Origin of the sequence: Nocardia abscessus (assembly GCF_015477775.1) — a bacterium.
Classification (GTDB): Bacteria; Actinomycetota; Actinomycetes; order Mycobacteriales; family Mycobacteriaceae; genus Nocardia; species Nocardia abscessus_A.
On the sequence record NZ_JADLQO010000013.1, the window covers coordinates 21,620 to 40,117 of the forward strand.

The 18,498-nt window shown below is 70.5% G+C and carries 12 protein-coding genes and 2 pseudogenes; 8 read left to right on the plus strand and 6 right to left on the minus strand.

The window, feature by feature from the left end; genetic code table 11:
• Genes IU450_RS27725 through IU450_RS27740 form a run of 4 tightly spaced genes read left to right on the plus strand, consistent with a single transcriptional unit; the run spans nucleotide 1 to nucleotide 9,141 of the window.
• A complete protein-coding gene (locus IU450_RS27725; protein ID WP_324197854.1) occupies nucleotides 1-5,583 on the plus strand; it encodes an AMP-binding protein in 5,583 nt (1,860 codons plus the stop codon).
• The gene (locus IU450_RS27730) at nucleotides 5,580-6,737 is read left to right on the plus strand and encodes a saccharopine dehydrogenase NADP-binding domain-containing protein (protein ID WP_195152690.1); all 1,158 of its coding nucleotides are present in this window, start codon (nucleotides 5,580-5,582) and stop codon (nucleotides 6,735-6,737) included. Before IU450_RS27725 ends, IU450_RS27730 begins: the two co-directional genes overlap by 4 nt.
• Nucleotides 6,734-7,852, plus strand: coding sequence for a Gfo/Idh/MocA family oxidoreductase (locus IU450_RS27735; RefSeq protein WP_195152691.1), 1,119 nt, complete (start codon nucleotides 6,734-6,736; stop codon nucleotides 7,850-7,852). The genes IU450_RS27730 and IU450_RS27735 overlap by 4 nt, the downstream gene beginning before the upstream one ends.
• Nucleotides 7,849-9,141: a cytochrome P450 gene (locus IU450_RS27740; protein ID WP_195152692.1), complete on the plus strand. Its 1,293-nt coding sequence runs from the start codon at nucleotides 7,849-7,851 to the stop codon at nucleotides 9,139-9,141. The genes IU450_RS27735 and IU450_RS27740 overlap by 4 nt, the downstream gene beginning before the upstream one ends.
• A 154-nt stretch (nucleotides 9,142-9,295) precedes the next feature.
• Here the strand turns inward: IU450_RS27740 and IU450_RS27745 are convergent, their stop codons facing one another.
• A complete protein-coding gene (locus IU450_RS27745) occupies nucleotides 9,296-10,009 on the minus strand; it encodes a class I SAM-dependent methyltransferase (RefSeq protein WP_195152693.1) in 714 nt (237 codons plus the stop codon).
• Between the two features lie 89 nt (nucleotides 10,010-10,098).
• On the opposite strand from IU450_RS27745, the gene hsaB reads away from it, so the two are divergent.
• Nucleotides 10,099-10,686 (plus strand): 3-hydroxy-9,10-secoandrosta-1,3,5(10)-triene-9,17-dione monooxygenase reductase subunit, encoded by a 588-nt coding sequence (hsaB, locus tag IU450_RS27750; RefSeq protein WP_195152694.1) that lies wholly within the window; start codon nucleotides 10,099-10,101, stop codon nucleotides 10,684-10,686.
• 28 nt (nucleotides 10,687-10,714) lie between these two features.
• Here hsaB and IU450_RS27755 read toward each other — a convergent pair whose 3' ends face one another.
• On the minus strand, nucleotides 10,715-11,398 hold the full coding sequence (locus tag IU450_RS27755; RefSeq protein WP_195152695.1) for a TetR/AcrR family transcriptional regulator: 684 nt from the start codon (nucleotides 11,396-11,398) through the stop codon (nucleotides 10,715-10,717).
• Between the two features lie 104 nt (nucleotides 11,399-11,502).
• Here IU450_RS27755 and IU450_RS27760 point away from each other — a divergent pair, with 104 nt between their 5' ends.
• Nucleotides 11,503-12,915 (plus strand): MFS transporter, encoded by a 1,413-nt coding sequence (locus IU450_RS27760; protein WP_195152696.1) that lies wholly within the window; start codon nucleotides 11,503-11,505, stop codon nucleotides 12,913-12,915.
• A 46-nt stretch (nucleotides 12,916-12,961) separates the two neighbouring features.
• Here the strand turns inward: IU450_RS27760 and IU450_RS27765 are convergent, their stop codons facing one another.
• From IU450_RS27765 to IU450_RS27775, 3 genes are all read right to left on the minus strand, one after another.
• On the minus strand, nucleotides 12,962-13,111 hold the full coding sequence (locus IU450_RS27765) for a hypothetical protein (RefSeq protein WP_195152697.1): 150 nt from the start codon (nucleotides 13,109-13,111) through the stop codon (nucleotides 12,962-12,964).
• Nucleotides 13,112-13,374: 263 nt separating this feature from the next.
• The gene (locus IU450_RS27770; protein WP_195152698.1) at nucleotides 13,375-14,706 is read right to left on the minus strand and encodes a salicylate synthase; all 1,332 of its coding nucleotides are present in this window, start codon (nucleotides 14,704-14,706) and stop codon (nucleotides 13,375-13,377) included.
• 415 nt (nucleotides 14,707-15,121) lie between these two features.
• On the minus strand, nucleotides 15,122-16,123 hold the full coding sequence (locus IU450_RS27775) for a helix-turn-helix transcriptional regulator (RefSeq protein ID WP_195152699.1): 1,002 nt from the start codon (nucleotides 16,121-16,123) through the stop codon (nucleotides 15,122-15,124).
• 96 nt (nucleotides 16,124-16,219) lie between these two features.
• Between IU450_RS27775 and IU450_RS27780 the strand changes: the two genes are divergently transcribed.
• Complete coding sequence (locus IU450_RS27780) at nucleotides 16,220-17,458, plus strand: FAD-dependent oxidoreductase (protein WP_195152700.1); 1,239 nt, start codon at nucleotides 16,220-16,222, stop codon at nucleotides 17,456-17,458.
• Between the two features lie 99 nt (nucleotides 17,459-17,557).
• Nucleotides 17,558-17,911 (plus strand): annotated as a pseudogene (locus IU450_RS27785) (DDE-type integrase/transposase/recombinase); the annotation flags it as partial.
• A gap of 273 nt (nucleotides 17,912-18,184) precedes the next feature.
• On the opposite strand, the pseudogene IU450_RS41365 reads toward IU450_RS27785, so the two are convergent.
• Nucleotides 18,185-18,457: pseudogene (locus tag IU450_RS41365) on the minus strand (hypothetical protein); the annotation flags it as partial.
• Between the last annotated feature and the right edge of the window lie 41 nt (nucleotides 18,458-18,498).

The following is an 18,498-nucleotide window of genomic DNA, read 5'->3' on the forward strand; positions in this document are numbered from 1 at the left end:
GTGTCCGACCTGGTAACCGATCTGCGACAGCGCGGAGTTCACCTCTGGGCCGACGGCGACCAGCTGCGGTTCCGCGCCCCCCAGGGTGTGCTGACGGCCGAAGACCGGGAACAGCTGGTAGCGAATAAGCCCGCCGTCCTCGAACACCTCGCTCGAGACCAGGCGGTGATCAGCGTGGCCGCCGATCCGGCCGCCGCGCACGACCCGTTCCCGCTGACTCCGGTACAGCAGGCGTACCTGATCGGCCGCGACCCCACCTACCCCTTCGGGGGCGTCGCGTGCGCCAGCTATCTGGAGGTCCGCCACGACGGCGTCGAACCCGAGAGCGTGGAGCGGGCATGGAACGCGCTGGTGCGCCGCCACGGCATGCTCCGGGCCACCGTGCACAGCGACGGCTACCAGCGGGTCGCCGCGTCCGTGCCGCACTACCAGATTCCGGTGACCGATGTGCGGGGGCACGATTCCGCCGCCGTCGACGCCGTGCTGGACCGGCAGCGCGACGATCTGCTCGGCCCGGCCGGGGCCACGGATACCTGGCCGTTGTTCGCCGTACGGGTCACCCGCACCGACACCGCGTGCATCGTGCACCTGCTGATCGAACTGCTGGTGGTCGACGCGGCCAGCATGCAGCTGCTGCTGGCCGAGCTCGACGAACTCGTGCAGGCGGGCGGCGACGACACGGCACTGCGCCCCGCACCGGAGATCGGTTTCCGCGACTACCTGCTCGGGATGCAGCAATTGCGCAACGGATCGCGATATCAGCGCGACCGGGAGTACTGGCAGGCTCGGATCGACACGCTGCCCGCCGCGCCGGAACTGCCGACCAGAGCGAGCGACGACGGCTCCGCGGCGGACGTCGACCCGGGCTTCGATCGGCTGAACCACTGGCTGCCGGCCTCCGTGCTCGCCGGATTGGCGCGCACCGCCGCACCGCACGGCCTCACCCCCTCTGGCGCGATCCTCGCCGCCTACGCCGAGGCCATCGGGCGCTGGAGCCGGAAGCGGCAGTTTACGCTGAACCTGCCGGTGTTCAACCGGCTGCCCGCGCACCCCGACATCGGTGCGGTGCTCGGTGATTTCACCTCCGTCGAACTGCTTGGCATCGACCTGGACGAACAGGACACCTTCGTCGAGCGTGCCCGCGGCATCACCGTCCAGCTCTTCACCGATCTCGACCACCGCTCGTTCGACGGCGTGGAGGTGCTCAGCGAACTCACCCGCCGAGCGGGCAACCCGGTGCTCATGCCCGTGGTATTCACCAGCACCCTGGGCTCGGACGACGCCGGTGCGCGCGCCCTGCGCGGCCGCATACGGCGCGGCATCACCCGGACTCCGCAGGTGTGGCTCGACTGCCAGGTCACCCAGTACGACGGCGGCCTGATGATCGCCTGGGACGTGCGCCGCGGCGTGCTCGCCGGCGACACCGCCGCCGAGGCCTTCGCCGCGTTCGTGCAGCTGCTCACCCGACTTGCCGACACACCCGAGACGTGGACCGAGCAGTACCCGGTGCCCCTGCCCGCGGCGCAGCGCAGCCGCCGCGACAAGTACAACGACACCGCCGCCGAGGTGGCGCCCAGGCTGCTGCACCAGGCGATTCTGGAGCGCGCCGATATCGCCCCGGACGCGGTCGCGGTGATCCATCGCGACACCGTGCTCGATTTCGCCGAACTGCGTCGCCGCGTCGCGGCGACGGCTGCCGCCCTCCGCGAGGCCGGGGTGCAAGCGGGGGACCGGGTGGCCGTGCTGATGGAGAAAGGGCCGGAACAAGTCGTGGCGGTGCTCGCGACATCGGTGCTCGGCGCGGCCTACGTGCCGATCGCGATCACCCAGCCGATGGCCCGCCGGGAACGGATCCTCGACCGGGCCGGCGCCGGTGTGGCGCTCACCCAGTCCTGGCTGCGCGATTCCGGTGCGGTCCCAGCGGCGGCGCGGCCGCTCGCCGTGGACCTGCTGCCCGGGATCGATGCTGTGCCGGACAGCGCCGGCGACCCCGACGGCGCGGCCTACGTCATCTACACCTCCGGCTCCACCGGCGAACCGAAGGGCGTCGTCGTGACCCACCGCGCCGCGGCGAACACCATCGACGACATCAACCAGCGCTTCGCCGTGACCGCCGGCGACCGGGTGCTCGGCATCGCCGGACTGGCCTTCGACCTGTCGGTGTGGGACATCTTCGGCGTGCTCGCAGCCGGGGGCGCCGTGGTGCTGCCGGAACAGGACCGCGTGGCGGACCCGTCGCACTGGCTCGAACTGGTGCAACAGCATTCGGTGACCCTGTGGAACAGCGTGCCGGGGCAGCTGCAGATGCTGCTCGATGTCCTCGAATCTCTGCCTCGTCCGGCGGCTTCGGGGTCGCCTGCGCGGCTACACTCGCTTCCTTCTCCGGCTCACCCCTCAGCCGCCGCCTCCGAAGCCCGCGCCGGCTCACTCCGGCTGGCGCTGCTGTCCGGTGACTGGATTCCGCTGGACCTGCCCGACCGGATGCGCGCCGACCATCCGGAGCTGACCGTGATCGGGCTGGGTGGTGCCACCGAGGCCGCCATCTGGTCGATCCACCACCCGGTGCGCGAAATCGACCCGCGGTGGCGCAGCATCCCCTACGGGAGCCCGCTGCGGAACCAGACCATGCACGTACTCGACGGCGCGCTGCAGGACTGCCCCGAGTATGTGACCGGCGAGATCTACATCGGCGGCGTCGGACTGGCCGAGGAGTACCTGGGCGACGCGGAGCTGACCGCGCACCGGTTCATGCGGCATCCGCGGACCGGCGCCCGGCTCTACCGCACCGGCGACCTCGGCCGCTTCCACCCGGACGGCTGGCTGGAATTCCTCGGCCGCGAGGACACCCAGGTCAAGATCCGCGGCCACCGGGTCGAGCTCGGTGAGATCGAGTCGGCGCTGCGCCGCCATCCCGCCGTCGCCGACGCCGCCGTGCTGGTCGACGGCCAAGGCCCGGGAGCGCGGCTGCTCGGCTTCGCCGAGATCGCCACCGACGCCGCCGGCGAACCGGGCTTCGGCGAACAGGCCGCGGCCGATGTGCTCGCCGCCGCCGAGAACGCCGCCGACGCGGCGCAGCGCGAGGTGGACGGCGAATCGTTCGTCGCGCTGATGAACGCTGTCGACGAGATGGCCATGCTCTCTATCGCCGCCCAGCTGCGCGCCGCCGGCCTGTTCGAGGATCGGGATCGCTCCCACGACATCGCCGAGATCGCCACGGCCACCGGCGTTTCCGATCGTCAGCACGGCCTGCTGAGGCGCTGGCTGGCCGCGCTGGCCGACGGCGCAGCGGTGGTGCACGATCCGGAGACCGGGCGCTACCGCGACCTGATCGCGGCCGGCCCGCGCGCGGTCGAGGCGGCATGGAAGCGCATCGACGAGCTGGAAACCGTCGTCGGCTACGGCAGCGAGACCCTGGCCTACATCCGAGCCTGCAGCGACCGGCTGGACGACCTGCTGCGCGGCACTCTGGACGTGCGCGAGCTGCTGTTCCCCGCGGGCAAGCCCGGCGCGGCGCACGCGGTGTACCGCACGAACCTGGTGGCGCGCAGCTCGCATCGCATCGTGATCGACACCGTGCGCGAGATCGCCCAGAAGTCACCGCACCGGCTGCGGCTGCTCGAGGTCGGCGCGGGCATCGCGGGCACCAGCACCGATCTGGTCCCCGCGCTGGCCGAGTTCGAGCCCGACTACCTGTTCACGGATCTGTCGGAATACTTCCTCGGTGAGGCCCGCGCCAAATTCGCGGAGTATCCGTGGATGCGCTATGGGCGCTTCGACATCAACGCCGACCCGCTCGAGCAGGGCCTGCGGCCCAACTCGGCCGATGTCATCCTGTGCGCCAACGTGCTGCACAACTCGGTGAACGCCGACGAGGTGCTGGCCCGGCTGCGGGATCTGCTCGCGCCAGGCGGCTGGCTGGTGTTCCTCGAACCCACCCGGCAGCACAACTACGCGCTGCTGGTGTCCATGGAGTTCGAGTTCTTCAGCGAGCTCACCGCTTTCACCGACGTGCGAGCGGGCACTGGGCAGGCGTTCTTCACCCGCGAACAGTGGCTGCGCCAGCTCGATACCGCCGGCGCCGACCACATCCGGGTGCTCCCAGCCGCGGACGCTCCGCTCGCCGCCTCCGGCCAGGGTGTCTTCATCGCCCGGTTCAAGCAGCAGCGGCGCACCGTCACCGAACAGCAGCTGGCCGAGCATGTCGCGACCCTGCTGCCCGGCCACATGGTGCCCGCCGAGCTGAACCTGCTGGACGCGCTGCCGCGTTCGGTGAACGGGAAACTCGACCGAGCGGCGCTGGCCGAGCGAATCGGCGCTGCCCCGGCCGCCGCCGCGCAGGCCGCCTACGTGCCGCCCGCCGACGAGATCGAGGAGCGGATCGCGCAACTGTGGCAGGAGATGCTCGGCGTGCCGAAGGTCGGCCGCGACCAGAACTTCTACACCCTGGGCGGGGATTCGCTGCTGCTGTCGCAAATGGTCGGCAAGCTGCGCGACCGGGTGCCCGAGGTCGCCGACATCGAATGGCAGGAGCTGCTGCGTGACGTGTTGCGCAACCCCACCGTCGCCGCGCTCGCCGCCCGCCGCCATCGCGGGCAGGCGCCCGCCTCCACACCCGTGGGCGAGCAGTCCCCGGTGCGCACCCTGGGCGGCCGGCCGGGCCACGACAGCGGCACCTGGGTGCTCGTGCACGGCGGAACCGGCACGCTCTCGCCCTACGACGCGCTGATCCCGCACCTGCGGACGGCGCACCCCGGGGCACTGCTCGGCCTCGAGGTCACCGACCCGGCGAAGTACCTGAACTTGCCCGCCGACACCGTGATCGGCAGGCAGGCCGCCGATTACGCGACCGAGCTGCTCGCCCGCGACCGCCGCTTCCGGATCATCGGTTACTCCGTCGGTGGCCTGCTCGCCGCCGAGATCGCCCGCACTCTCACCGAGGCAGGCGCGACAGTGGACGAGCTCACGGTGATCGGCTCCTACCAGCCGCCCGCCGTGCACGACGAGCTGATGACCGAGTACGTGTTCGCCCAGTCCATCGGCATCGACCCGGTCACCCTCGGGTTCCCCGCCGACGACGAAGCGTTCGCGACCGCGCTGCGCGCGATCCTCGACCGCACCCCGGATCGGGTTCCGGCCGGCGCGCTCGCCGGGCTGAACGGCGAATCGGCGCCGCTGGCGGCGAGATTCCGCGAGCGGGCGGCGGTGCCGCGCGCCGAACGGCTCTCCGCCCTGCACGCCGCCGCCATCTCCGGGACCGGCCCGTACCGGTCCAGCGGGCTCGCGTTGGAGGAGTTCCGCAGGCAGTTCGACATCTTCGCGCACAACCTGCGCGCCATGGGCGCGCACCGGGCCGAGCCGTACTTCGGCGCGGTGCGGGTGCTGAGCAACAGCGGCACCGCGACGCTGATGGGCACCCGGGCGGAGGTGGAGCGGTTCTGGTCGCGGATCGGGCTCGGCGCCTTGGTCATCGCCGAGATCCCCGGTGACCACCTCACCAGCATGTCCGCCGCGCACGCCGCCGAACTCGCCGCCCGGATCACCGCGCCGTTCCCGGACGCGGCCGGCCACGAGCTGCGACCATGACCGGGCGCGGCACGGAAGCGGGGCGAAGCGGTGGCGGTGACCCGCGCCCGGTGGCGGTGCTCGGCGCCACCGGGGTGGTCGGGCGGGCAGCGGTGCGGATGCTGACCCGGCTCGGGATCGGTGACCTGCGGCTCGGTGCGCGCGCGGCGCCCCGGGCCGAGCCGTCGGCACTTCCACCCGGCGCCGAACAACGCCGGGTGGACGCCGGCGACCCCGATGCGCTGGCGGAGTTCTGCGCGGGCACCCGCCTCGTGCTCAACTGCGCCGGCCCGTCCTACTTGTTGACGGATCGAGTGGCGCGGGTCGCGCTGGCAGCGGGCAGCGATTACGTCGACGTCTCCGGCGACGGCCCCGCCCACCGGCTGCTCGACGGCTCGCCGCTGCTGGACGGCCGAACGGCGGTGCTGTCGGCCGGCATGCTGCCCGGCCTGGCGAACGTCGTTCCCCGGATACTGGCCGACGACCTGACCGGTGCCCGGCTGGTCGTCTACGCGGGCGGCATCGAGCCGTTCGCGCCGGCGTCGGCGGGCGATCTGGCGCTGTCGCTGGACAGCTCCGACGATGATCACTGGTACGGCGAGACCCTGGCCGCGTGGTTGGGTGGGCGCCGTCGGCGCAATGCCCTGCCGGTGCGCGAGGACGTCGAGGTCGCCGGGTTCCCCGGGCGGGTGACCACCATGCCGTTCCTCACCGCCGACGCCGAACGGCTGGCCCGCTCCGCCGGGCTCGACGAACTGCACTGGCACAACGTCTTCGTGGGCGGGGCGTTGCGGCTGACGCTCAGCCGGTTGCGCGGCCGCGTCCCTGCCGACCCCGCCGCGCTGGCGCCGATCGTCACCGAGATTCGCGCGGCCGCGGAACTCGACCTGGCCGGACTGGACCCGTTCTATCTGATGGCTTTCACGGTGCACCGGGCGGACCGCATCGACACCGCGGTGCTGCGCACCCCGAGCAGCTTCGAGCTCACCGCCGCGACGGCCGCGCACACGGTCGAGGCAGTGCTGTCCGGGGGCGTCGCGCCGGGCCTGCACTATGCCGATGACGTGCTCGATCCCCGCGGTCTGCTCGACGCGGTGGCCGCCCTCGGCGCGTTGCCGGTGTTCCGGACCCACCGCTTTGCCCACGACGAGCCGATGGAGGCAGGCAGCCTGTGAATGATGCGAAACCGAAGGTCGTCGTATGCGGCACGTCGTTCGGCCGGGTGTATCTGCGGGCAGTGCATGATGATCCGGAGGTCGAACTCGCCGGCGTTGTCTCCCGCGGCAGTGCCACCTCGGCGGAGTACGCGAAAACGTTGGGAGTGCCGCACTATATTGGCGTCGAGGAACTGCCCGGCGACGTCGACATCGCCTGCGTCGCGGTGCGAGCCGGTGCCGCCGGTGGCGACGGCGCCAGGCTGGCCCAGAGCCTGATGGGTCGCGGTATCCATGTGCTGCAGGAGCACCTGCTGCACCCTGACGAGCTCACCGACTGCCTGCGGGTAGCCCGTGAGCACGGAGTCCGCTACCGGCTCAACGCGTTCTATCCGCATGTGCGGCCGGTGGAGCTGTTCCTGCGGGCAGCCGCGATCCTGCGGGAGCGGCAGCGGCCGCTGCACGTGGACGCGGCGGCCGGGAGCCAGGTCGTGTACTCGTTGCTCGACATCATCGGCCGGGCGGTCGGCCGGCTACGGCCGTGGGCCATCGGCGAGGCCGCGCCCGTGGCGCCGGAGGTGGCCGCCCTGGCGAATTCGCCGATGCCCTACACCTCGCTGAGCGCGGTGATCGGCGGTGTCCCGGTGTCGCTGCGGGTACAGAACCAGATCCACCCCGCCGACCCGGACAACCACGCGCTGCTGCTGCACCGGATCGCGATCGCCTTCGAGGGCGGCGTGCTCTCCCTGGCCGACACGCACGGCCCGGTGCTGTGGAGCCCGCGCCTGCACACCGGCCGTGACGAAACCGGCCGGCTGCTCATGGACGGCCCCGGAACCGAACGGCTGGACGTGCCGAGCACCGAGATTCTGCAACCGGCCGCGGTACCGACCTTCCGCACCGTCTTCCACGAGCTCTGGCCCGACAGCGTCCGAAACGCACTGCGGCAGTTACGCGCCGACATCGCCGACCCGAGCCGCTCGGCGGGCGCCGGTCAGTGGGCGATGACCGTCACCGCCCTGTGGCAGCGGCTCACGGCCGTGCTCGGCCAGCCCGAGCTGATCCGGCCGCCCACCCCCGAGCCGGTACCGCTGCCGGACCTACTCGCCGAGCAACGGGCCGGTGATAACTGGTGACCGGGACAGATGCCCCGCGCGAACTGTCCGACCTGCAAGCATTCTCGGCCGACCCGTACGCCACGATGCAGCGGCTGTACCGGGAGAACGGCGCGATCTCGGTTCTCGGCGCCGGACCGATGCGCTTCCGGCTCACCCTCGGCACCGAGGCCAGCGCGTTCATCCTCGCGAACAGCGACCTGTTCAGCTGGGAAGCGGCATTCACTGCGCTGGTGCCGCTCACCGGGCCTTCGGCGCTGCTGGTCAATGACGGTGACCGGCATCGCCACCTGCGCCGCCAGGTCACCCCGGCCTTCACGGCGCGCCGGGTCGAGCACCACCTCGGCACCGTCACCCGGCACATCGAGAACGCGGTAGCCGGATGGGCGGCCGGTGATGTCATCGACGTCCATCCGCCGCTGCGCCGTGCGATGCGACTGGCCACCCTGGAAAGTTTGTTCGGCGCATCCGCCGTCGATCGATCAGAGGGGCTGGACGACTGGCTGCACGACATCCACCGCGCCATCGACACCGACGTGGTGGGCGGCAGCATCGAACGCGGGTCGGGATCACCGGTCTGGCGCAGGGCGCTGCTGGCCCGTTCCTCGGTGCACCGCTGGGTCCTCGATGAGATCGAGCGGCGCGGCGACAGTGACGATCCAGGCGACGACGTGCTCGGCGTGCTGCTGCGCGGAACCGACGGAACCCGGCTCACCGACGACGAGATCCCCGACCAGCTCGTCAGCCTGCTCGAAGCGGGGGCCGAGACCACCGCGGCACAGCTGTCGTGGATGCTGTTCTGCACGTTGGGCGACCGTCCGCTGTGGGCGGAGCTCACCGCCGCGATCGCCGGTCGTCCGGTGGACGCGCCGCCCCCGCCCAGGCTGGATCATGTCATCTCCGAGACCATGCGGCTGTATCCGGCCACCGCCGTCATCTCCAGGAAGGTCGCTACCGAGTTCACCCTGGCCGGAGCGGAATTCGTCCCGGGCGACCTGTTGATCTTCAGTCCCTTCCACACCCATCGGCTGGAGTCGGTGTGGCCGGACCCGGAGCGCTTCGACCCCGGCAGATGGGACCCCGAATCCGATCGCTACCGGCGCCCGGCGCCGCACGAATTCCTGCCCTTCGGGGTCGGCCCGCACCGCTGCATCGGTGCCGCCTTCGCGACGATGGCGGTCAAAGCAGCTTTCGTCGCCCTCGCCCGGCGCATCGACGCCGAACTCCTGACCACCGAGGCGCCGCCCAGCGGGTTGATCGGCATGCACCCGCGCGACGGGATCACTCTGCGCATCAACGCGATCCGGTGACGCGAGGGCGGCGCGGTCCGGTGCTGCCGGTACGCCGCGAGCAGCGTCGCCGCGGGTCGGACCCGAGCGGCTCCACCGGATGCGGCGGGGTAGCCCGCTCCGCGGGCACGAGCGGCGCAGCTGCCCGCGGCTACTCGGGCAACTGCGCTCGCGCTCAGGTGCGCGGCGCCCGCAGCACCCCGGACTGCGCGGTGAGCTGTTCGCCGACGAGCCCCGTCTCCTCCGCCAGGTCCTCGATGCCGAAGGTGTGCCACTCACTGACGTTCTGCACCGTCCGCGGCGGCGCCGCGTCGCCGCTGATCTGCCACGTCGAGGTCATCCGGATCAGATCGCCGCCGATCGGCTCGGCCTCGATCGAACCCTCGTAGATCAGGTCGCCGATCTGTTCGCGCGCCAGCTGCATCTTGGGCAGCGCGGTGGGGCGGTTGACCGGCAGCAGTTCGACCAGCACCGGCGCGCCGGGCGCCAGTCGGGGCAGGACTCGATCCCACAGCGCCCGGCGGTCCTCGGCGCCGATGTGGCCGAGCACCCCGAACAGCACCAGTGCCGAGATGGCATCGGGCAGCACCACCGACTCGGCGGGCTCCGGCACGATAGTGACCCGCCGCCGCAGATCCTCGTCGGCGAGCACCTCGTGGGTCAGCACCGCGCGCATGGCCGGAGCGGGCTCGCTGGCCAGGATCTTCGCGGTCGGCAGCACTTCGGCGACCACCCGACAGGTACGCCCGGTGCCCGCCCCGATATCGACCACCGTGCCCGCGCTCGGATCGACCTCGGCGAGGATCTTCCGCAGCGCCGCTTCGCCTTCGGCGTGCGCGCGCGGAACGAGGTCGTAGAACTCGGCGACGGGGGAGTAGAAGTCGTCCATGCACATCTCCTGCGGTGTGACGAGCCAGCTTTAATGAAAAAGATTATCATTATGCGTACTTTCGTCGGTAGTTGCTGGAAGGGTCTGTGATGTCGCCATCCCTCGGGCTGTCCCCCGAATCCACGATCGCTCCGCGCGACTTCCGAAAAGTCCTGAGCCACTTCTGTACTGGCGTGGTCGTGATCACCGCGCCGGGGCCATCGGGTGCTCCGGTGGGCTTCGCGTGCCAGTCGTTCGCGGCGCTGTCCCTGGAGCCGCCGTTGGTGCTGTTCTGCCCGGTCACGGGCTCGCGGACCGGGGCAGCGATCGAGGTAGCCGGAAAGTTCTGCGCGAACGTGCTGACCGCTGCCCAGCAGCCGGTCTGCGCGCGCTTCGGCACCCGCGAGATCGAGGACAAGTTCGCCGGGACGACCTGGCGCTGGTCCGGGCGCGGACTCCCGGTGCTGGACGGCGCGCTGGCCACCATCGAGTGTTCGGTGGTGAGCGTCGCCGACGGCGGTGATCACCATATCGTCGTCGGCCGGGTGGACACGCTGTCAGCCGCCGCCGCCGGGCGCCCGCTGCTGTTCTACCGCGGCCGTTACGCAACCATCGAACCCGCCGACCCCTCGCTCGCGCCGTGGCGGGTGGACCTCGAACGCTTCCTAGCCACAACTACATTCGACTCGTGGCTGTGAGTGCGGAGCGGCCGGCGGTGAGGCACGGTCAGTGCTGCGGGGCGGCGCGGCGGGAAATTCCGGCGAGGAGCCCGTCGATGACGTCGGCGACCGCGTCCTCGGTGCGGAAGTCGGCGCGCACCTCGGCCCACTGCGGGAGCAACCGCGCCACGGCGGGGAAGTCGGCGAGCTGATCGGCGCCGGTCAGATCCGACCAATAGGGTAGCGCCGGCTCGCTCTCGCGATGCGCGGCCGCGGCGTGGCGGCTGGTCAGCTCGCCGACCACGAAGCGCCACACGGTCAGATACATGTACCCGGCCTGCCGGTCGGACGCGCCGAGCTCGCGCGCGGCGACGACGAACTCCTCCAGAATCCACAACGCCGATCGCGCACCGCTCTGACCGCTGGCGAGAATGCCGGCCACCCAGGGCAATTGGTGCAGGATGTCGATCAGGTAGCTCACGATGGCGATCAGACGTTCCCGGGGCCCTTCGGGGAGCGCCGGACGGCGCAGCGAATCGGCCAGTCGGCCGAGGACGGCGGTGAACAGCGCTGCCTTGGTGGGAAAGTGATGGTAGAGCGCGGCGGTGCTGACCTGCAGCTCGCTCGCGAGGCGACGCATGCTGAACGCCTGCTCGCCCTCGGCGGCGAGCAGCTGGGTCGCGGCGGCCACAACCGCGTCTCGGGGTACCCGCACCGGGCGTCCGCGTCTGCGGGGCGATCTCTCGGGCATCACGGCGAGTCTCCGAACCCACGCTCTCGACAGGGTTGTTGGGCTGTGCTAACCATATTAAAAACACACGTTACTAAAATCGGGCAGCAGTTCTGGAGAGGCAGATGTCGCAATCGAACAAACCGGCCGCCGTGCTGGCAACCGTGGTGATCGTGCAGTTCATGGTCTCCCTGGACCTGTCCGTGGTGAACGTGGCGCTACCGGCGATCCAGGCCGAGTTCGAGCTCTCGGCCACCACGCTGCAATGGGTCGTCAACGCCTACGCCGTGGTGTTCGGCGGATTCCTGTTGCTGGGTGGCCGGCTCGGTGACGTGATCGGCCGCCGCCGCACGATGATCGCGGGGCTGGTGCTCTTCGGTGCCGCCAGCCTCGCGGGTGGCCTGGCCACCCACGAGTCCGTGCTCATCGGCGCCAGGGCGGTGCAGGGGCTGGGCGCGGCCGCGCTGTCGCCGCTGTCCCTGGCGCTGATCACAGTCACCTTCGAAGAAGGCCCGGCGCGTACCAAAGCGGTGGGGCTGTGGGCTGCCGCGACCATGCTCGGCGGCGCGCTCGGGGTGGTGGCCAGCGGCCTGCTCACCGACTTCGCCGATTGGCGGTGGGTGCTGCTGATCAACGTGCCGATCGTCATCGCCGCACTGACCACGGCCGTGCGCGGCATCGGCGGGGCGGTCGAGGGCGCGCGGCCGCGACTCGACATCGTCGGCGCACTGCTGGTCACCGCCGCGATGCTGCTGTTGATCCTCGGTGTGGTCCGCACCGACGAGCACGGCTGGGCCTCCGCTGTGACGATCGGGACGCTCGCCGCGGGCACGGTGCTGCTGGCAGCGTTCGTCGCGGTGGAGACGCGGGTCCGGGAACCGCTCATGCGGCTGGGGCTGCTCGCCCACGGAAGTGTCGCGGGAGCCAATGTTTTCGGCTTCATGATCACCGCCGGTCAGCTGACCGCCTTCTACTTCGTCTCGCTGCACATGCAGTCGGTGCTGCAGTATTCGCCCGCCGTCGCCGGTGTCTGCTTCGTGCCGTTCGCGCTGGGCGCCGTGGTCGGTATGCGCCTGGCGGCGGTCCTCGTGGCCCGGTTCGGCCACCGTGCCACACTCGTGGTAGGCGGGCTGCTCGGCGCGGTCGGGATCGGCTGGTTCGGCGCAGGCGGGCCGGGCGGCAGCTTCCTCACCGACATCCTCGGCCCCTCGATCGTGGCCAGCATCGGCATCGGCGTCAGCTTCGTGGTCATGGGCACCATCGCGATGCAGGGCGTCGCGAGCGAGGAGGCGGGCATGGCGTCCGGGCTGCTGAACAGCTCCCGCCAGCTCGGCGGCGCGCTCGGCCTGGCCGTGCTGACGACGGTGGCCGCCACGGTCACCGGGGACGACCGCTCGCCGGCGGCGCTCAGCGACGGCTACTCCACCGCGTTCCTGCTGGGCGGCGCGCTCATCGCGGTCGGAACCGTGATCGCCGGGCTGCTGATCCCGCAGGCCGCGGCGAAAACCGCACCGGTGGAGGCGAAGACGGGAAGCTGACCGGACCCACGAACACGGTGGCCTGCTGACGGCATGGAATCACACGCTATGGGTCGAACCGCTCGGCGAACGCCGCTGCCGATATACCGACACGGTCGATATCGACGCCGAAACCCTGACCTGCGTAGTCGCGGTGGTGGTGCGCGGAATCTTCACCTATCGGCAGTACCGTCGGCGCAAACTCGTCCGCCGTCATCTGCTTCCCGAAGGCACCGCCTACGCCTGCGTGCGCCGGTCGGGCTCCGGCCATGCGGAGTAATCGTCGATCCCGGCCGGTAGGTGCCGATCGGGATTCGCCGCGCAACGTGGAGCTGCCGGACGCCGAGTCCGGATTCGTTGCGTCACAGTTCACCGAGGATGGCCTCGCGCTCGATGCTGCGGCGGTGATGTCTGGGGAGTGCGTGCGGTCCACTCGACGGTCGACCCGCGCGCCAGGTGGTGAACTTCCGGCCTGGCCGGTCATGCGATGTGCCCGGCGCGGACTTCGCCGTCGGGCGCGCGCCGCGGACGTGGCCGGGCGGCGACGACATAAGGTGCGACGCTGCTCAGCTTTTCCCGAGTCTCCTCGTGTTCGCGCTCGGGAGTCGACGTGGCGACCACCCCCGCACCCGCTCGCAGCCAGGCTCGGCCGTCGCGCTGATACACGGCGCGTAGCACGAGTGCGGCGTCGAGCATGCCGTGACTGTCGGCGATCAGCACAATGCCGGAGTACAGCCCGCGCACATCGACCTCCAGGTCGCGGATCGATTCGTAGACAGCGGCTTTCGGGATTCCCGAGGCGGTGACAGCGGGGAAGACCGCGGTGAGCGCGTCCCAGGCGGTGGCCTCCGCGAGCTGGGTTTCCACCCGCGAACCGAGGTGCTGCACGCTGCCCCGGCACTTCACCGACAGGAATTCGCTGATCCTGGTGCTGCGAGGAGCCCCGAGCGCGGCCAGTTCCTGGAAGGCCAGTTTGACCGAGATCGCGTGCTCGAAGACTTCTTTCGGATCGGCGAGCAGGTCCTCGCGCAGTGCGCGGTCGAGCGCGGCGAGTCCGCGGTGAGCCCTGGTGCCCGCCAGTGGCTGGGTCGCGGCGTACCCCGATTCGTCGACCTCCAGCACCGTTTCCGGGCTGAACCCGGCGGCCTGCCAACCGCCGAGGTCGAGCAGGAACGATCGCGCCGGATCGTTCGCCCGGCGACCGGTCAGGTACGTCGCCGCGATATCGACCTCGTGCGGGATCTCCACCCGGCGCGAGAGAATCACTTTCTGGAATTGTCCGCGCCGGATTCGCGCGACGGCCTGTTCGACAGCGTCGAGGTATGCGGTATCGGTCTGCTCGACCGATACCGGGGCGAGGCCGGTGGCAGGTGCGTGCTCACTGAGGAATTCGCACACTTCCGCCACGCGGGACTCGTCACGTGATCGAACAGTCACACTGTGCGCGGTGATCTCGAGTTCGAGCGCCGGAATCATCATCTGCGCCAGTAGGTCCCCGACATCCGCGCTCACCGGATCGGCCAGTTCGAAGCAACCCCACCCGTAGGCACGCCATCCGCGCGGGGCGCGCTGCAACGCCGCCCGGACCTGCGGCCACGGCGTACCGGACCACGGTTCTTCGAAGTCGCCACCGATCGTCGAGCGGATCCGCGCCGGGCTCACGCTGACGGTGCCGACCGGGTCGGCCCCGACATGCCAGGTGCCGGCCCGCTCGTACACTACGTACTCGCGCAGCACTCCGGAACTCGCGATCCCGGCGGCCAGCGCCGCGGGATCGAACCGCCCGTGCCGGACGTTTTCGTGAACCGTCACGAGAACACCTCCCCGGCCCGGGGCGTCGACCGCAGTACGGCGCCCTCGACGTAGCGCCGCGTGACCACCGGCTCGTACCGGCGGTCGAACAAGGCCAGGCTCACCATCTGTCTCCCGCGGTGCCTCCGCTGCGCCTCCAGAGCGAGATCCTCGGTGCGCCGGGCAGTCTCGATTCCGTAATGCAAGACACTGAAATGACAATCATTGTCAATTAGCGTAGCTTGCGGTTCTCGGGTCCGCCAGTCCGAATGGCCCCGGAGCACACCGGGCCGACCACCGCGGGCCCCGGTGCCGAATGCCCGCGCCTGCCCCGGAGTCCGCTATGCCCTCGCTCTTCGACTTGTCGACGCACTTCTTTCTGCAGGTCGCGGTTTTCTGCAGATCGCCGTCCTTCTCGTCGTTTATCCCGTCGAGGTCACCGAACCACCGCGGATCGTGCTGGTGTAGACCGAGGGCGCGGCCGAGTCACCGCGGCGGTGCGGGTTGTATGCAGATCGGATGCGTCGCTGCTGGGGCGTCGCCGCGCACGTCGCGGCAGGCCTGCTGGATGGAGCTCCGCAGCCAGGTGTTGGCAGGGTCGGTGGTCATGCAGCGGGTGCCAATACATCGCCTCCACCACCGGGATTCCCAGTTCCGGTACGAACTCGACCATGACCACCGTGCCGGTGCATTGCCAGTCGGCGGGGGTGTCGCCGCGGTTGTGGGTGCTCATCACGAAGTGGGCGAGGTCGTCGTCGGGAAGCGCGCGGGCGGAGAAGTGTTGCGTGGGGCGGGGGTTCAGTCGATCGACGCGGTGCACTCGCCATTCGTGGTCGGTGAGGTCGTAGGCGACCAGGTACCACCGGGCGGCCCAGACGACCAGGTGATGCGGCTCGATGCGGTGTGCGGGCAGGAAATCGGGATCCCCGGGTTCGGGGCGTGTGCCGTCGGGACGCAGTGTCTCGGTGACGAGTAGGCGGCGGTAGCATACCGCGGTTCCGACGGCCGTGAGAGCGGCCGGGTCGATGGGAGGTGCGGAGAATTCCCAGTAGTTCTGCAGCCGGGTCAGGCGCAGGGATTCCATGGATGCCCGCAGTGCAGGGGGCATGACCTGGTGCAGAGTGGCCAGTGCCCGCGCCGCGTCGTCCCCGAGGCCGAACATCGTGCTGGGCGCGGTCTGCAGGGCCACCGCGACCGCGAGGGCATGGTCGTGGTCGAACAGCAGCGGCGGCAGGGTGTGCCCCGCGCCGAGCCGATAGCCGCCGTCGGGGCCGTGGATGGTGGTGATCGGGTAGTCGAGCTGGCGCAGTGTTTCTATGTCGCGGCGGACGGTGCGTTCGCTGACTCCGAGCCGGGTGGCCAGCTCGCGCAGCGGCCACTGCCGTCCTGACCCGAGCAGAGACAGCAGTCGCAACGCCCGGTGTGAGGTGTTCGCCATCGTCTCATCATGACCGGTAGTGGACACTCGGTGTCCACTACCGATGTCATGGTGGGTTCTGTTCAGCGCGAGTGGCGGCGGAGAGGACGGTCGGGTATGCGGGTGGTCGTGGTAGGTGGCGGGATCGGCGGGCTTGCACTGGGGGCGGGGCTGCGTCGCCGAGGGTTCGAGGTCGCGGTATTCGACCGCGACACCGACGTGACGGCGACAGGCGGCTACCACATCACCCTGGACGAGCGGTCGCAGTCGGCGCTGAGAGATCTAGTCGAACCGAAGATCATGCAGCGGTTGCTCGCATCGGGTTCGGCGCTGCGGCTGCGCGAGCGTGACGCGTTCTGGGACCGCCGCGGCCGGCTGCTCGGCCACGGGCCGGACCTCAGCGGCAACGGCAGTGTCGACGTGGATCGGATCACCCTGCGGATGTTGTTGGCCGAAGCGGTGGGTGACAGCCTGCACCTGGGATGCAGCGCGTCCGGCGTCGGCCATGATGACCACGGCGCGCCCCAGGTGCTGTTCACCCATCGTGCGCCGGTGTCAGCGGATCTGGTGGTGGGTGCAGACGGCACCCACTCGGTAGTAGCCCGCCACCTGGCAGGAGGCCCAACCAACAGACCGGCGGGCATCATCGGGTTCTCCGGCCGCACCCTCCTGCGAGACCTCAGCTCCGGCGAACAGCAGCGGCTGCGGCCACGATCAGGGCTGGCGATCGGCCCGCGCGGGGCAGCGCTCTATATCGGCTTCCTCGACCCGGTCGGCAACGCCGCGCTCGACGCTCCCGAGCTACGAATGTCGGTCACCACCGGACCCACCTACATCTGGGGCGCCATGTTCCCCGAATCCGCCGTGACCGATTCCCTGCGCGACCTGCGTGGCTGCGCGCTGCAGGCCGCACTGCTGAGCCGGTTTCGCAAGCGGGGCTGGACCGAGCGCACACTCGAGGTCATCGCCCAGGCCGACCCGCACAGCGTGGCCGGGTTCCGCTTCAACGCCGCCTCCACCCGCGCGGACGATCTCGCGCCCTGGCCCGCGGGTCGAATCACCGCGATCGGCGACGCTGTCCACGCCACACCACCCACCGCCGGAATGGGAGCGGGCGCAGCCATCCGCGACGCCGCCAGCCTGCTCGAGCACGTGAGCGACGCCGCCGCCGGCACCGAAACACTCACCGACGCCGTGGAACACTTCGAGGCCGGCATGCGCCAGCGCGGCAGCGAAGTCCTGACCCTGGCCATGAAGACCGTCCGGTGGATCCTGGCCACCGACACCACACTCGGCGCCGCAGCCACCGCCGTGAGCACCCCAATCCTGGCCGCAGCCGCCCGGCTACGTCACTGACGAGCCGCGCGCCGTCCGTGCCCTGCACTCAGAACAGGCGTCGCGCACGCACACCGGCCGGTAGCGGGTGAGTCCGAAAACTCGCCCGCGGCAGGGGTTCACAAGAAGGTCCAGCGTTTGTGGCGCGAGGAGGGGTTGCGGGTGCCGCAGCGGCGGCGCCGCATACGCGTCGGTGACTCCACCGTGACCACGGTGGTCGCGGATGCGCCGAACCAGGTGTGGGCGGTTGATTTCCAGTTCGATGCCACCGAGGACGGGCGGCCGGTGAAGATCGTGTCGATCGTCGACGAACACACCCGCGAATGCCTGGGCGGGCTGGTGGAACGCTCGATCACCGCCGACCGGTTGATCGACACTCGACCGTATCTCCGTCGATCGTGGATACCCGGCGGCGCTGCGCTGCGACAACGGCCCGGAGCTGGCTGCTTCGCGATGCGGGACTGGGCCAATACCGGACGCTATCAAGCCCTTTGCGACCGCACCGACTTCCTCGGCGAAGCGTGCGGCGGTGACGTCGCCCCACCCGCCCCCGGGCTGCGGGATCTGCAAGGCTACGAATCCGGGGTCGGATTCGGCGAGCTCCTGCACCGTCGCGGCCAACGAGGAATCCAGCGGACGCCGGGCCATCGGCGGGGCCGATGCGCGAGCCACTGAACGCGCGATGCAGCCATTGCAGTAGCCGCAGACCGGATGTCCCGGGGTGGGTTCGCCGGTGACGTTGCGGTAGAGGTGCGGGTCGGCGATGAAAGCACGGGCGGCCGATATGACGTCGGCATCACCGCTGGCCAGCGCTTGTTCCATGCCCGCCCGCGTATGGAAGCCTCCGACCGCGATCACGGGGATGTCGAGCGCCTGGGTGAAGCGGCGGGCAAAGGGCAGGTTGAAGCCTTCTTGCGGTGCCCGCAGCCGTCGTGCGAGGCAGGATCGGTGGGTGTCGGCGTCCCCACTTCGCGCATCCGCCAGGCCAATCCCCGGCGGGGTTCCAGCACGAGTCCGAATCGCTGTGGCACATCACCTGCCGAACGTTCAGCCTCCTCGCC